At 66.5% G+C, this 14,629-nt stretch carries 14 protein-coding genes; 10 read left to right on the forward strand and 4 right to left on the reverse strand.

Annotated features, from left to right (window positions below):
- Positions 1-107 precede the first annotated feature (107 nt).
- Positions 108-1,172 carry a ParB/RepB/Spo0J family partition protein gene (locus WJ542_RS23715; protein WP_411191916.1) on the reverse strand — a complete coding sequence of 355 codons (1,065 nt, stop codon included), beginning with the start codon at positions 1,170-1,172 and terminating at the stop codon, positions 108-110.
- Positions 1,173-1,196: 24 nt separating this feature from the next.
- Positions 1,197-1,859 (reverse strand): ParA family partition ATPase, encoded by a 663-nt coding sequence (gene parA, locus WJ542_RS23720; protein ID WP_411191917.1) that lies wholly within the window; start codon positions 1,857-1,859, stop codon positions 1,197-1,199.
- Between the two features lie 386 nt (positions 1,860-2,245).
- Between parA and arsC the strand changes: the two genes are divergently transcribed.
- Together arsC and WJ542_RS23730 are read left to right on the forward strand one after the other, a co-directional pair.
- Positions 2,246-2,605 carry an arsenate reductase (glutaredoxin) gene (gene arsC / locus WJ542_RS23725; protein WP_411191918.1) on the forward strand — a complete coding sequence of 120 codons (360 nt, stop codon included), beginning with the start codon at positions 2,246-2,248 and terminating at the stop codon, positions 2,603-2,605.
- Between the two features lie 357 nt (positions 2,606-2,962).
- The gene (locus WJ542_RS23730) at positions 2,963-3,517 is read left to right on the forward strand and encodes an NADPH-dependent FMN reductase (protein ID WP_411191919.1); all 555 of its coding nucleotides are present in this window, start codon (positions 2,963-2,965) and stop codon (positions 3,515-3,517) included.
- Here WJ542_RS23730 and WJ542_RS23735 read toward each other — a convergent pair.
- Together WJ542_RS23735 and WJ542_RS23740 are read right to left on the reverse strand one after the other, a co-directional pair.
- A complete protein-coding gene (locus tag WJ542_RS23735) occupies positions 3,502-4,158 on the reverse strand; it encodes a hypothetical protein (RefSeq protein ID WP_411191920.1) in 657 nt (218 codons plus the stop codon). The genes WJ542_RS23730 and WJ542_RS23735 overlap by 16 nt on opposite strands.
- A gap of 97 nt (positions 4,159-4,255) precedes the next feature.
- On the reverse strand, positions 4,256-6,520 hold the full coding sequence (locus tag WJ542_RS23740) for a hybrid sensor histidine kinase/response regulator (protein ID WP_411191921.1): 2,265 nt from the start codon (positions 6,518-6,520) through the stop codon (positions 4,256-4,258).
- 419 nt (positions 6,521-6,939) lie between these two features.
- Here WJ542_RS23740 and WJ542_RS23745 point away from each other — a divergent pair, with 419 nt between their 5' ends.
- The 8 genes from WJ542_RS23745 to WJ542_RS23780 all read left to right on the forward strand — a co-directional run bounded on the left by WJ542_RS23745 (position 6,940) and on the right by WJ542_RS23780 (position 14,608).
- Entirely contained in the window at positions 6,940-7,308 is a 369-nt protein-coding gene (locus WJ542_RS23745; RefSeq protein WP_411191922.1) for a response regulator, read from the forward strand.
- Positions 7,301-7,924 carry a chemotaxis protein CheC gene (locus WJ542_RS23750; RefSeq protein WP_411191923.1) on the forward strand — a complete coding sequence of 208 codons (624 nt, stop codon included), beginning with the start codon at positions 7,301-7,303 and terminating at the stop codon, positions 7,922-7,924. The genes WJ542_RS23745 and WJ542_RS23750 overlap by 8 nt, the downstream gene beginning before the upstream one ends.
- Positions 7,921-8,865, forward strand: coding sequence for a sensor domain-containing diguanylate cyclase (locus WJ542_RS23755; protein WP_411191924.1), 945 nt, complete (start codon positions 7,921-7,923; stop codon positions 8,863-8,865). Before WJ542_RS23750 ends, WJ542_RS23755 begins: the two co-directional genes overlap by 4 nt.
- Positions 8,866-9,119: 254 nt before the next feature.
- On the forward strand, positions 9,120-9,971 hold the full coding sequence (gene hpnD / locus WJ542_RS23760; protein ID WP_411191925.1) for a presqualene diphosphate synthase HpnD: 852 nt from the start codon (positions 9,120-9,122) through the stop codon (positions 9,969-9,971).
- Positions 9,971-11,242 (forward strand): hydroxysqualene dehydroxylase HpnE, encoded by a 1,272-nt coding sequence (hpnE, locus tag WJ542_RS23765; protein ID WP_411191926.1) that lies wholly within the window; start codon positions 9,971-9,973, stop codon positions 11,240-11,242. Before hpnD ends, hpnE begins: the two co-directional genes overlap by 1 nt.
- Complete coding sequence (gene shc, locus WJ542_RS23770) at positions 11,239-13,299, forward strand: squalene--hopene cyclase (RefSeq protein ID WP_411191927.1); 2,061 nt, start codon at positions 11,239-11,241, stop codon at positions 13,297-13,299. The genes hpnE and shc overlap by 4 nt, the downstream gene beginning before the upstream one ends.
- Before the next feature lie 20 nt (positions 13,300-13,319).
- Entirely contained in the window at positions 13,320-14,036 is a 717-nt protein-coding gene (locus tag WJ542_RS23775; RefSeq protein ID WP_411191928.1) for a phosphorylase, read from the forward strand.
- 116 nt (positions 14,037-14,152) lie between these two features.
- Positions 14,153-14,608, forward strand: coding sequence for an acyl-CoA thioesterase (locus WJ542_RS23780; protein ID WP_411191929.1), 456 nt, complete (start codon positions 14,153-14,155; stop codon positions 14,606-14,608).
- The last annotated feature ends 21 nt before the right edge of the window (positions 14,609-14,629 follow it).

The raw sequence follows: 14,629 nt of genomic DNA on the forward strand, positions 1-14,629 counted from the left end.
TTGCACTGAACATCACGTAGTTCAATAACATCGCCGGGTAATCCGGCAACGCGATCTCCGGCGCGACGCATGGTCGGAGATCGCGGCACGACATACTTCCCTTTGGCTTATTTCGCCTGCAGGATCTGCTGGATCTGATGCAGGATCTCGTCACGCCGGTCTTTCGCGAGACCTTTCAGGCGTAGCTCGAGCCTGTCTTCACCGTAGGACTTGAGATCGCCGACGGCGACGCCATCCAGCTTGATCTCGAGTCGCTGTGCGTAACGCTGGCGCCCCGCTGGCCGCGGGCTTTCCTGCGCGCTCGAGCGTCCCTTGACGATATCGGCGACCTGCCGCGTGCTTAGATCGTCGGCGAGAATCCGGTTGATGAGTCGCAGCGTGGCTTCGGTCCCGCGCGCGCCGTGATAGCGGCCAACCTGATATGCCATGTTCGATCCGAACCGGTCCGGCCGCGCCACCATTTCCTGCATGATCGACTCGGGGAGCTTGGCGATCGAGAGCGCCACGGCGACGGTCGATTCGTCGAGCCCGAGATGATCGGCGAGTTCGCGCTGGCTTTGGAAGAATTTTTCTTCGATGAAGCGCTTCCACACGATCGCATTATCGAAAACCGTTTGCGAATCGCGCTGGACGTTGAGGTCGTAGCCGAGCTTGTAGCTTTGAATGCCGATAGGCAGATCGACGACGATCGCCTTGACGGTTTCCTTGTTGGCTTCTTTCAGTGCGCGGACGCGCCGTCCACCGTCGCTCACGTAATAGCTGCCCGGCGCGGCGTAGTCGGGAATGACGTGGATGGCCTGCTGCTGTCCCTGCTTCGCGAGATTGACGGCAAGTTCGGCAATCGACGACTTCAGATAGAAGTGACGCGGGTTGAAGGGGCTGGGCTTGATGGCCTTGAGCGGCAGTTCGACGATCTGTCCTGCCCGATAAGCGTGTTCGAGTCGCCACGCGCGATATTCCGCCGACTCATTTTCGTGTGACTCGGCGGGAGGTTCGGGCGATGCGATCGGTTCGACAACAGGCTGGCTCGACCGTCCCGTGACTTTGGGGGCCACCGGTTTGTCTTGAACCAGTCCATCGATTGCATTGAGGCGGTCGAGTGCCGTGCGCTTCTCGCTACTTGTCGTATCGGGCCGCGCCTGAAAGCCTTTGGCGAATTGGGAGGGTTTCATTCAGCGTCCTTTATGCGCATAAAGTCAGGGGAGCATCGCCGCGATTTCATCGGCGACGGCGCGCACTTCGACGGCGGCGAGTCGCGCGCCGCGATCGTTCATTTGCAGGACCGTTTGGCCGAGCGCCATGGCCTGCTTGTACGCTTCACGGGTGGGAATCTGCGTCCTCAGCAACGGGAAGCCGAGTTCTTCCAGCGCGCGCTTGAGTTCCCGTGTCAGCATGCGCTTTTCTTCGGTCTTGTTGAGCAGAAATACTGCCCGCAGATCCTCGTTCATGACCTGCGCTTGCTGGACGAGTTTAACGAGACCGACGCTGGACCAGTAATCGGCCGGTGACGACGACGTGGGAATGACCGCAATCGTCGCAGCCAGCAACACAACACCTGAAACTTTCTCGGTAATCGACGGCGGGCAGTCGACGACGATGATGTCGTAGTCGGCGATGAACTTCTTGATCTCCCGGTGAATCTGGCCGCCAGCTTCGGAGAGGTTGACGACATGAAACGGAATGCCCGCTTCTTCGTCACCGGAGGCACTGGCCCAATGGACCAGCGTGTTTTGGCCATCTGCGTCCACGACGAGCACGCGCTTGCCCTTTTCGTGGAATGCAGCGCCGAGATGCATCGCGATCGTGCTTTTGCCGACCCCGCCCTTCTGCTGCGTGACTGCGATTATCTCTGCCGCCAATTGGTGTTCTCCTTTTTGCTAATTAGCGGAGATTCTACCTGGATTGAATTTCAATTCAACGACTTCTGTCGTATTTGGGCCATGAATTAGCCGTTCGGCCTGCTTTATGCGCATAAAGCAGGCGCCAGGTTGCGGATTCTGCGACCTGGTGTCGTGGTTATCGTCGAGTCGGAGGGGATCATAAAGGCCTCGGTCCCGTTCCTTCCAATGGGAATCGCTGGCAGCCGCTTTATGCGCATAAAGCCGCAACTAGGGGCCCACTCGAACCAACAGATTCGCCTCCGGGCGAGCCACATGCGGCGTCGTCACCGGGCACTGGCCTTTGCCAGGTAAAATCGCTCGGACTGCTCACCACGATCCTCACTTCTGCTTCCCGCACACAAGCCATGATCACGATCTATCACAACCCTCGCTGCTCCAAGTCGCGTAGCACCTGCGAACTGATCTCCACGACCTGGAACACCACCAACGAGCCAGTCGAGGTGATCGAATACCTGAAGACACCGCTCACCGTCGCACAATTGAAGTCGCTTCACGCCATGCTGGGCGGTCCACTGCGCGAGATGATCCGCAACGGCGAGACCGTCTATACCGAGCTCGGCCTCGATAGCGAGGGTCTCGCAGATGATCAGCTCTACGAAGCAATTGCGAGCCATCCCATCCTGCTGCAACGCCCGATCGTCGTACGTGACGGCCGAGCGATGATCGGCCGCCCGCCAGAGAACGTCGCGGCGTTATTTGCCTGAGCGATTCCTGGCGTCCTTCGCGACCTTTCCGTTCGGTGCTCGACGCCATCTACCCGCGGCGCTCAAACGGTTATCAAAGGTCTCGACGCTCAACGTGCCCAATAGTTGGGCATTTGCATTTTTTACCCGCAATCCCACTCGCCCCCATATGCGGCGGGCTGTCCGGCCAGGTTGTCCACAAGGTTATCCAATAAAATTGTGGATAAATCCCGGCAACGCGAGTTTGTTCACAGCCCGGCGGCGCCGCGCGAGGTGCCGCCGGACGCCCCGGACACCTTCAAGCACGCCGGTCATCGCCTGCACCTATGATGAAGTTTCCTTCCACCGCGCTTCATGCGTGCAACCGGGGACACTCAAATGGCTTATCGAATTGCAGTCGTGGTTGGCAGTCTGCGCAAGGAATCCTTCAACCGGCAGCTTGCGCATGCGATCATTTCGCTGGCGCCGGCGGATTTTTCTTTCGAGTTTCTCGACATCGGCGTGCTGCCGCTCTATAGCCAGGACTACGATCCCGACTTTCCCGAGATCGCGCGCCAGTTCAAGCAGCAGATCGAATCGTCCGACGCGTTGCTGTTCGTCACGCCCGAGTACAACCGCTCGATGCCGGGCGTGCTGAAGAACGCGCTCGACTGGGGCTCGCGTCCGTGGGGCAAGAATTCATGGGGGGGCAAGCCGGCCGCCATGCTGGGCACGTCGGTCGGCGCGACCGGCACGGCGCTCGCGCAGCAGCATCTGCGCAATGTTCTCGCCTATCTCGATGTCGCGCTGCTTGCCCAGCCCGAGATGTACATCAAGCACGACGGCAGCCGCGTCAACGAAAAGGGCGAGATTCTCAACGACGACACGCGCAAGTTCCTGCAGACCTTCGTCGATCGTTACGTCGAGTGGGTCAAGCTTCAGCTCGGACGCTGACGCCAGTTGCGTTCTCCCCCGCGCCGCCGCGGTCGCTCAATGCAGCGTCCGGTGGTGCGCCGGCGTGTCGTCCTCGTATTCGAGAAACTCGTCGGGAATCTGCGGGGCGACGTCCTTCTCCGGCTGCGTCGCGACGGGCGCGCCCGGCACTTCGACGGCGTGGCCCATGATGGCGCCTGCGCCCGGGGCGCTGGCTGCCGCGGCGCGTCGTGCTCGGGGGACGGCTGCGTCATCGTCCGGCGCCACACGGCGGTGGCCAGGTCGGCGAGGCCCAGTTCGTCGAGGGCCGAACGCTCGCGCGCCGGCGACTCGTCGGGCGTCGCCCAGCTCCACGGGTCGGTACGAATTGCGACTTCGACGGCATGCTCCGCGCCGAGGGTCGCGCAGGCCAGCTCGGCGTGCGCGTCGTCCATGACGTGGACGGCAAGCAGGACCTTGTCGTCCAGGGTATGAGGCGCACCGCCCACGCGGTGTTCCGTGGCAAAGAAGCTCGCCATGAGGCGCTCGATTCCCGCCAGCACGCCCGGCGCATGCGCCGGCAGTTCGATGTCGCCCGCTGCGAAGCCCTGGTGCAACAGCACGTCCTGCGCATGGCGCGCGTCGTCCCAGGTCCTGAAGCGGCCGGTTACGGTCTGTCTCATGGCACCCTCCTCGATGGGTTGCATCGGTTGCTCACATGATGCGCCCGATCCTGCATCGTGCGTCGCCCGGTGCCGCAATCTTCGTGCCGCGCGCCCCTCAAAGCGTCGCGTCGCGCTCCCGCCTGGCGCGTGACGGCTGCTCGCGCTGAATCTGCTCCAGCATCTTTTCGAGCAGGCCGATATCGAACGGCTTCGACAGCACCCGCACCTCGGCGTGGCGCGCGCGCTCGAGTTCTTCCGCGTAGCCGGTCACGAGGATGATCGGCAGCGCCGGCTCGATGGACTGCACCGCCTCGGCGAGATCGATGCCGTTCATCTCGCCCGGCATGTGGATGTCCGAGATCATGAGGTCGAAGCGCGGCGCGCTCCCGTTAACGGCGCGCGCTTCTTCGATGAGACGCTGCGCGCTCGCGGCGTCGTTGGCGCAGGTCACCTCGTGGCCCATCATCTGCAGCAGCGCCTCGGTGCCGGCGGCGACTTCGTCGTTGTCTTCCACGAGCAGGACGCGCAGCCCCTGGGGCTGTCGAACCTCGTCCGCGCGCGGTTCGGGCGCGCGCTGGGTCGCCGGTGCATGGAGCGCGCGCGGCAGGTAGAGGTGCACCGAGGTGCCCGCGCCGATCGCGCTGTCGATGGCCGCGAGACCGCCCGAGCGTTCGCAGAACGCGAACACCTGCGGCAGCCCCAGCCCCGTCCCCATGCCCTTCGGCTTGGTCGTGTAGAGCGGCTCGAAGGCGCGCGCGAGCACTTCGGGCGGCATGCCGGAGCCCGTATCTTCCAGCGAGATCTGCACGAAATCGCCGTCGAGCGGAAAGCCCTCGCCGGGCCGGAAGCTGATATTGCGCGCGCTTACCGTGAAGCGCCCGCCGTTGGGCATGGCGTCGCGCGCGTTGACGGCGAGGTTGATCAGCGCGAGCTCGAACTCGGCGACGTCGACGAGCACGGGCCACACTTCCTCGTCGATATCGACGACGAGCGACACCTTCGCGCCGAGCGAGGCGCGCAGCAGTTCGCGGGAGGCCGGCAGCCAGCGTCCGACGTGGATGGTCTCGTTGCGCAGCGGCTGCTTGCGCGCGACGCCGAGCAACTGCCGCGTGAGCGACTGTCCGCTCTTGAGCGCGCGCTCGACCGCGGAGAGCTCGCGCTCGAGCCCCGCCGCGCCGCGCCGCCGCGCGATCTGGACGTTTGCCGAAACGATCATCAGCAGATTGTTGAAGTCGTGCGCGACGCTGCCGACCAGGTTGCCGAGCGCCTCCATCTTGCGCGCCTGCCGGTAGGCCGATTCGATCGAGCGCCGCATCGACGCTTCGGCCTGCCAGCGCTCCCAGGCTTCCTCCTCGGCGGCGAGGCGGCGCAGCGAGAGCCAGATCACGCACCAGAGCGCCACGGAGGGCGTGAACATCGAAACCAGCAGCACGCTCAGGTGCGTCCACCAGGCGGCCCAGATCTCCGACGTGCGATAGCCGCACGACACGTACACGGGATAGGAGCCGACACGCCGGTACGCGAGGATCACGTCGTCGTTGACGAGCCGCGAGTGCATGCGCACGACGCCGCTCTCCGCGCCGCGCGCGAGCGCCACGGAGAGCGGCGAAGGGGACGTGACCGAGGTCGCGTCCGCGCGCGGCGGCGGATAGAACGCGAGAATCGAGCCGTCGCTGCGCACGAGGCCCATGTCCATCGGCGAGCCGGCGCCCAGCAGTTCGCGGTAGAACGCGCTGAAGTAGCCGGTGCGCAGCGCGACGGAGACGATCCCCGCGAAGTCGCCCGCGGCGTCCGCGCGCGCGACGCTCATGTTGAATACGGTTTCACCGCTTATCGCCCCCACCATCACGCGCGAGACATGATCGACCGTGCGGCCGGCACGAATGCCGATGAAATCTTCCCGCCCGGCAATCGAGACGGGCGGCGGCGGGGAATAGCGGCTGCTCGCGAGCAGCTCGCCGTCGCGCCCGAAGATCGACACGGACGCGACCTGCGGGTAGCCGCCGCCGATGGCATCGAGCTTCGCGTGGAACTGGGTTTCGTCGGCGCGGATACCGTCGTCGTCGAGTCCCTGCATGAGGTCCACGACGCGCGCATCGAGCGCCTCGTTCAGGTCGAACACCTTCAGCGCGTGCTCTTCCGCCACGCGCACGGTGCGCAGCGTGGTGTCGGCGGCGTCGGCTTCGCGCGTGCGAAGGTCGTTGTAAGCCATGGCGGCGACATAGACGCACGGCAGCACGATCGCGGCGATCAGGAGCGCGATCAGCGTGCGGCGGCGGACCGTGAAGTCGTGGCCGGGCGCCGCCGGAAACGGCGGCTCGTCGTTGCGGTGCGGCGGGGGCGTGCGATCGTCGGGCCGTACGGGACGGTCAGGAGTCATCTTGCAAAGAGCCGGAAAGGCTAAAGCGGGCAACAGAAGCTGACGACATCATAAACGACCGCGCCCCCGCGCTGGTCCCTCGGCCGGTCGACCCGCGGCATCCCTGCCGGCGAAGCCGACCTTGCATGGGGAGAGATTTTTCCCCGGAAATCCAATTCGCGAAATTTCACGAAGCGCAAACGTACACAAAAGCATAATCGCCGATATTTATTTCGGAACGTGATCGATTATTTCCAGTAAATCGTGAAACTGGAGTCGATTCCGTCCATTTCGCTGTTATCGGCGAGTTGCATTTCACTCCGAATGATTCGAGAATCGCGGTCACGTCAAATGGGAGCGTCGCGCCTAAAGAAAGCGCTCGCGCCGCCGTTAAACCGTCCTAATGCATTCCGTCCAACGCACAGTCAATTAGCATACTCATGTCCTTGCCCATCGTGATCGCCGACGATTCGCTGCTTGCCCGCAAGGTGCTCACGAGGGCGCTGCCCGAGGATTGGGACGTCGAGATTTCGTACGCGTCGAACGGACACGAGGCGCTTGCTCACTATCGCGCCGGCCGTGCAGCGGTCATGTTTCTCGACCTCACGATGCCCGACATGACGGGGTTCCAGGTCCTCGAAGCCTTGCAGAGCGAGGATCTGAACTCGTTCGTGATCGTGGTGTCCGCCGATATCCAGCCGCTCGCGCAGGAGCGCGTGCGTTCGCTCGGTGCGGTGGCGTTCGTCGCGAAGCCGGTCACCCAGGAGGCGCTGCTACCCATCCTCAAGGAGTACGGGTTGTATGCCTGATCCAGTCTTCACGGAATTGCAGCGCGACGCGCTCCAGGAAATCGCCAATCTCGGCATGGGACAGGCGGCCACGCGGCTGTCGAGGCTGCTCGACGCGTTCATCGAGCTTTCGGTGCCGCGCGTGCGCGTGGTCGCCGTGCGCGAAGCCGCGCAGGCGTTGCGCGAGATGACCGGCATCGACGGTCCGGTAACGGCCGTGCGCCAGGGCTTCCGCTCGGAGATCAAGGGCGAGGCGCTCGTGATCTGCCGCAGCGGCGAGATCGCCGAACTCGGCCAACTGATCGGCGGCGCCTTTACCGAAACGGCCACCGAAACGCTCACCGAAGAAGAACTGATTTACGACGTCGCGAACGTGCTGACCGGCGCGTGCGTCTCGTCGATGCTCGACCAGCTCGGCCGCCTGCCGGTCTTCACGGCCCCGGGGCTGCTCGGCGAGCAGATCACGCTCGACGAAGTGTTCCAGCCGGGGCTGCTCGCCTGGGACCTCGCCCTGCTCGTCGAAGTGAACTTCGCACTGGAGGACCAGCGGTTCCGCGCCCATCTCGTCATGCTGATGGCCGAGGAATCCATCCATTACGTGAGCCGGGCGATCGACACCATGCTGCATAGTCTATGAACGCACACGCTGGCTCGCCGTCGCTGTCGGATCTCGTGGTCGAACGGGTGGGTTTCGGCCTGTTCGTGCTGGATCGCGAGATGAAGGTTCTGATGTGGAACCGTTTCATGCAGGATCATAGCGGGCGCAATGCCGACGAAGTGATCGGCCGGTCGATCTTCGAAACGTTCCCCGATCTGCCGCACGCGTGGCTCACGCGCAAGGTCGAAAGCGTGTTCCAGCTCGGCAGCTTCGCCTTCAGCTCGTGGGAGCAGCGTCCCTACCTGTTCCGCTTCGACCACGACCGGCCCATCACGGGCGGTGTGGACTACATGCAGCAGGACTGCACCTTCATGCCGCTCATGCGCGAGCGCGAGGTGATCGCGGTCTGCGTGACGATCTCCGACGTGACGCACGTGAGCGTCATGCAGCGCGAGCGCGAGGAGGCCGTGGCCAAGCTGCGCGACTATGCCGACCGCGACGGCCTGACCGGCATTGCCAACCGGCGCTACTTCGAGACGCGCCTCTCGGAGGAGTTTTCGCGCTGGCAGCGGCACGGCGGCGAGTTGTCCGTGTTGCTGTTCGATCTCGACCACTTCAAGAAAATCAACGACCAGTTCGGCCACGTTGCCGGCGACACGGTGCTGCGCGTGATGGCGCAGCGGGTGGCCAACGTCGTGCGCAAGCAGGACGTGTTCGGCCGCTTCGGCGGGGAGGAGTTCGCGCTCATGCTGCCCTGCACGCCGCTGGGCGACGCCATGCGGGTGGCCGAGAAGATCCGGCATGCCATCGGCGATGCGCCGATCGAAGTGCAGGGCGTCGTCGTCCCCGTGACGGCGAGCGTCGGCGCCGCCACGGCGCGCACCGGCACGTCCGGCTACGAAGGCATGGTCAGCGAGGCCGATGCGGCCCTTTATCGCGCCAAGCGCCAGGGGCGCAACCGGTCCGTCGCGCTCGCCTGATTCGCAGCGGGTTCGTCGGAGCCCCGCGGCCGTGTTGCCGCAGGACGGGCATCGCGGCCCGTACGCCGGGGCTTTGCGGGCGGCAGCAGGCAAAGATTGTTATACTTTGGCCCGTTTCCGGCCCTGCGCGCACGTCTCCAGGACGTCCCGCGGCCGGCTGCCTCGCGCGTGGCCGCGCGCGCGGGCGACCCGCAGCATTGCGGGCCCGAATATCTGAAACGCCCCGCATGCGGGCGCCTCCAGCGGAGATCGTCTTGGCCGTTTCCAACCTCGTCGTGGACGATACACAACAAACCGACGCCGCTGCCGCTTCGTCGGGCAGCTCGTTTTATCTGGCGATGCGCATCCTGCCCGCCGCGCAGCGCGACGCCATGTACCAGGTGTACGCGTTCTGCCGCGCCGTGGACGACATCGCGGACAGCGACCTGCCGCGCGCCGAACGCGCGGCGGGGCTCGACCGCTGGCGCGCCGACATCGACGCGTGCTACGCCGGTACGCCGCCCGCGGCGCTGGCGTCGCTGACGCGGCAGATCCATACGTTCGGCCTGCGCCGCGACGACTTCCACGCGATGATCGACGGCATGGCGATGGACGCCGCCGAAGACATCTGCGCGCCCGACGAAGCGACGCTCGATCTCTACTGCGACCGCGTGGCGAGCGCGGCGGGCCGCCTGTCGGTGAGGATATTCGGGATGGACGAGGCGCCGGGCATCGCGCTGTCGCACCACCTGGGCCGCGCGCTGCAGCTCACGAACATCCTGCGCGATATCGACGAGGACGCGGACATCAACCGCTGCTACCTGCCGCGCGAGCTGCTCGCGCGCGAAGGCATCGGGGCGACGAACCCACACCGGATCGCGGCCGATCCGGCGCTGCCGGGCGTATGCGCGACGCTCGCCGAGCGGGCGAAGCAGCATTTCGCGCAAGCCGACGCGATCATGGACGCGGCGCCGCGTGCCCACGTGAAGGCTCCGCGCATCATGTCGGGCGTCTATCGCGTGCTGCTCGAACGCACCCTCGCGCGCGGTTTCGACCTGCCGCGCACGAAAGTCAGCAAGCCGAAAGCGCGGCTGATGTGGATCGTCGCGCGCTACGCGCTGTTCTGATGCCACTGAGGCTCGTCCACGTGATCGGCGCGGGGCTCGCGGGCCTCGCGGCGGCGGTGCGGCTGCAGCGGCGCGGCGTGCAGATCGCGCTTTACGAGGCGGCTTCGCAGGCGGGCGGACGGTGCCGCTCGTATTACGACCGCACGCTCGGCGCGACGCTCGACAGCGGTAATCACCTGATGCTGGCGGGTCACGCGGCGATCGTCGACTACGCGCGCGCGATCGGTGCGGCCGACGAGCTCGTCGGTCCGGCGCAGCCCGGCTTCGCGTTCATGGATCTTGCGGCGCACGCACGCTGGAGCGTGCGCTTCTCGCGCAGCCGCGTGCCGTTCTGGATCGGCGACACGGATGCGCGCGTGCCGGGCACGAGGACCGCCGACTACCTCGCGCTGCTGCCGCTCCTGTTCGCCAAGCCGGGGCGCACGCTCGCGCAGAGCATGCGCTGCGACGGCACCTTGTGGGACCGGCTGCTGCGCCCGTTCTTTCTCGCGGCGCTCAATATCGAGCCACGCGGGGCGAGCGCCGAACTCGCGGCGACCCTGCTGCGCGAGGTGCTGGCGGCGGGCGGCGACGCCTTGCGGCCGCTCTTTGCGAAGAACGGCTTGTCGAGCGCGTTCGTCGATCCGGCCCTGCGCATGCTTCAGCACGGCGGCGCGGCCATCCGGCTCGACGCGCCGCTCAGGGAGATCGTGTACGACGACGCGGCGGGCCGCGTCGCCGCGCTCGATTTCGCGGCGGACCGCGTGGCGCTGGCCGAAGGCGAGGCGGTCGTGCTGGCCGTGCCGCCGGCGGCGGCCGCCGCGCTCGTGCCCGCGATCCAGACGCCGCGGCGCCACACGGCGGTTGTCTGCGTGCATTTCGCCGTGGAGCCGCCGCCGGGGCTCGCCACGCCGATGGCCCTCGTGCACGGCACGGCCGACTGGCTGATGGCCGCGCCCCGGCGCGTGTCGGCCACGATCCACGACGCCCAGGCGGTGCTCGACCTGCCGGCCGAAACGCTCGCCACCAGAGTCTGGGCAGACCTGGCCGCCGCGGCCACGCTGCCGCCCGACCCCTTGCCGCCCTGGCAGATCGTGGCCGAGCCGCGCGCGACCTTCGCGCCCGTGCCCGAAGAGGAGCTGCGCCGTCCCGCGACGCGCACCCGCTGGAACAACCTGATGCTTGCAGGCGACTGGACGGCTACCGGTCTGCCCGCGACGATCGAAGGCGCGATCCGCTCCGGCCGCAAGGCCGCGGATCTGCTGCTGACAGAAAATATGGAACGCCGATGAACGACCTTTCCCAAGCCATGCCGACCGAAGACCTCGCGAGCGGCCTCGCCACCGCCGCCGATCCGTCGGCCGACGTCGTGCCCGCAGTGTCAGCGATGGCACCTGCGATGGCACCCGCTGCGGCACCGGCCGACGCCCTCGACGCCGCGGTCATGCGCGCGACCGACGCGCTGCTCGCGCATCAGCAAGCCGACGGCCACTGGGTCTACGAGCTCGAAGCCGACGCGACGATCCCGGCCGAATACGTGCTGCTCGTCCACTACCTCGGCGAGACGCCGAACCTGAAGCTCGAACAGAAGATCGCGCGCTATCTGCGCCGCATCCAGTTGCCGGACGGCGGCTGGCCGCTCTTCACGGACGGCGCCATGGACGTGAGCGCGAGCGTGAAGGCCTATTTCGCGCTGAAGATGATCGGCGACGCGGAGGATGCCGAGCACATGGCGCGCGCGCGCCAGGCGATCCTCGCGGCGGGCGGCGCGGAAGCCGTGAACGTCTTCACGCGCATCCTGCTCGCGCTCTTCGGCGTGGTGACGTGGTACGCGGTGCCGATGATGCCGGTCGAGATCACGCTGCTGCCGAAGTGGTTCCCGTTCCACCTCTCGAAGGTGTCGTACTGGGCGCGCACGGTGATCGTGCCGCTGCTCGTGCTGAACGCGAAGCGCCCGGTGGCGAAGAATCCGCGCGGCGTGCGCATCGACGAGCTGTTCCACGGCGCGCCCGTTTCCACGGGCCTCAACAAGCGCGCGGGACACCAGAGCAAGGGCTGGTTCGCCTTCTTCCGCGCCGTGGACGGCGTGCTGCGCGTGGCCGATCCGCTCTTTCCGAACTACCTGCGCCAGCGCGCGATCGACGCGGCCGTGGCCTTCGTCGGCGAGCGCCTGAACGGCGAGGACGGCCTGGGCGCGATTTTCCCGGCCATGGCGAACAGCGTGATGATGTACGACGTGCTCGGCTATCCGGCCGATCACCCGCACCGCGCCATCGCTCGCCAGTCGGTCGAGAAGCTGCTCGTGATCCACGAGGACGAGGCCTATTGCCAGCCCTGTCTCTCGCCGGTGTGGGACACGTCGCTGGCCGCGCATGCCCTCCTCGAAACGGGCGAGGCCCGCGCCGAGGACGCTGCGCGCCGCGGTCTGGAATGGCTGCGCCCGCTGCAGATTCTCGACGTGCGCGGCGACTGGATCTCGCGCCGCCCCGACATTCGCCCGGGCGGCTGGGCCTTCCAGTACGCGAATCCGCACTACCCCGACGTGGACGACACGGCGGTCGTCGCGATGGCGATGCACCGCGTGGACGTGCTCGACAAGACCCGCTCGTACGACGAACCGATTGCCCGCGCGCGCGAATGGGTCGTGGGCATGCAGAGCAGCAACGGCGGCTGGGGCGCGTTCGAGCCGGAGAACACGCAGTACTACCTGAACAACATCCCGTTCTCGGACCACGGCGCGCTGCTCGATCCGCCCACGGTCGACGTTTCGGGCCGCTGCCTCTCGATGCTCGCGCAGCTCGGCGAGTTGCCGGCCGCGAGCGAGCCGGCGCGCCTCGCGTACCACTACATCCTCGAAGACCAGGAAGCCGACGGCAGTTGGTACGGCCGCTGGGGCATGAACTACATCTACGGCACGTGGACCGCGCTGTGCGCGCTGAACGCGGCCGGCCTCTCGCACGACGACCCGCGCATGAAGCGCGCCGTGAACTGGCTCGTGCAGATCCAGAACGAGGACGGCGGCTGGGGCGAGGACGGCACGAGCTACAAGCTCGACTACCGTGGCTACGAACGCGCGCCGAGCGTGGCGTCGCAGACGGCGTGGGCGCTGCTCGGCCTGATGGCGGCCGGTGCGGTGAACCACCCGGCGGTGGCGCGCGGCATCGAATGGCTGCAGAGGGAGCAGCGCGAGCACGGCCTCTGGGACGAAACGCGCTTCACGGCAACGGGCTTTCCGCGCGTGTTCTATCTGCGCTACCACGGCTATCGCAAGTTCTTCCCGCTGTGGGCGCTCGCGCGCTATCGCAACCTCAAGCGCAGCGGCACGACGTTCGTGACGGTCGGAATGTGATGGCGGGGGCAGCGGCACCCATGCGCGCAGGCGCGACGCCTGCGCGGCCTGTTATCGCCGTCGCAGGCATGGCGTTCGAGGCGGCCATTGCGCAAGGCGATGGGCGCGACGGCGTCGTGGCGGTTTATGCGGCACGCGCCGATCTGCTCGAGCGCGCGCTGCAGGCGGCGCTCGATCGCGGCGCCTCGGGCATCGTGAGTTTCGGTACGGCAGGGGGGCTCGCACCCGATCTGGAGCCGGGCACGCTCGTCATTGCCGACGCCGTGGAAGGTCCGTTCGGCCGGATCGCCACCGACCCCGCCTGGACGGCGCGGCTTGCCGGGGCGCTGGCGGCGTCGCCGCTCGCGGCGCGCGTGCGGCGCGGCGTGGAGGCGGCGGTCACGGCCCCGCTGACCGGCGCGAGCGAGAAGGCCTTGTTGCATCGCTCGACGGACGGCGCGCTCGCCGTCGACATGGAATCGCACCTGGCGGCGGCCGCCGCCGCCGAACGCGGGCTGCCGTTCGCGGTATGCCGCGCGATTGTCGACCCGGCCTGGCGCAGCCTGCCGAAGGCGGCGATGGCCGGCCTGCGCGACGATGGCACGACGGCCGTGCTGCCGGTCCTGCGCGAGCTTGCGCGCGCGCCGTTGCAGCTCGGCGGCCTGCTGCGCGTCGCCGCCGACGCCAAGGCTGCGCGGCAGACGCTCGCCGCCGCGCGGCGCGCGCTGGCGGCCTCTGGCGCGCTCTTTCCCGCCTGATTCATCCGGAATATTGAAATCCTAGGGAAAACCCTTATTTTTGTTATGATTTAGGTGTTAACCCTGATTTTTCGATGTTGTACGGGGTCGGATCAAATTGCCGGGAGTTGCCAATCATGAATTTTCACACTCGCAAGTGGGTCAAGCCTGAAGACCTGAATCCGAACGGCACGCTGTTCGGCGGCAGCCTGCTGCGCTGGATCGACGAAGAAGCCGCCATCTACGCCATTTGCCAGTTCGACAATCAGCGCGTGGTGACGAAGTTCATCTCGGAGATCAACTTTGTCAGCTCCGCGCGCCAGGGCGACATCATCGAGCTCGGGATGACGGCTACGGACTTCGGCCGCACGTCGATCACGCTGCGCTGCGAAGTGCGCAACAAGATCACGCGCAAGAGCATCCTGACGATCGAAAAGATGGTGTTCGTGAACCTTGGCGAAGACGGCAAGCCCGCGCCGCATGGACGCGAGCGCATCCGCTACGCCGACGAAGCCTATGCGCGCTATCGTCAGACCGCCCACGCGGCGGCCGATGCGGCCATCGAGCCGAGCGAAGCGGACGCGGTGCACTGACACGCTTGCTCTTTCGGCTGC

The organism is Paraburkholderia yinzeri (assembly GCF_046581065.1).
Taxonomy (GTDB): Bacteria; Pseudomonadota; Gammaproteobacteria; order Burkholderiales; family Burkholderiaceae; genus Paraburkholderia.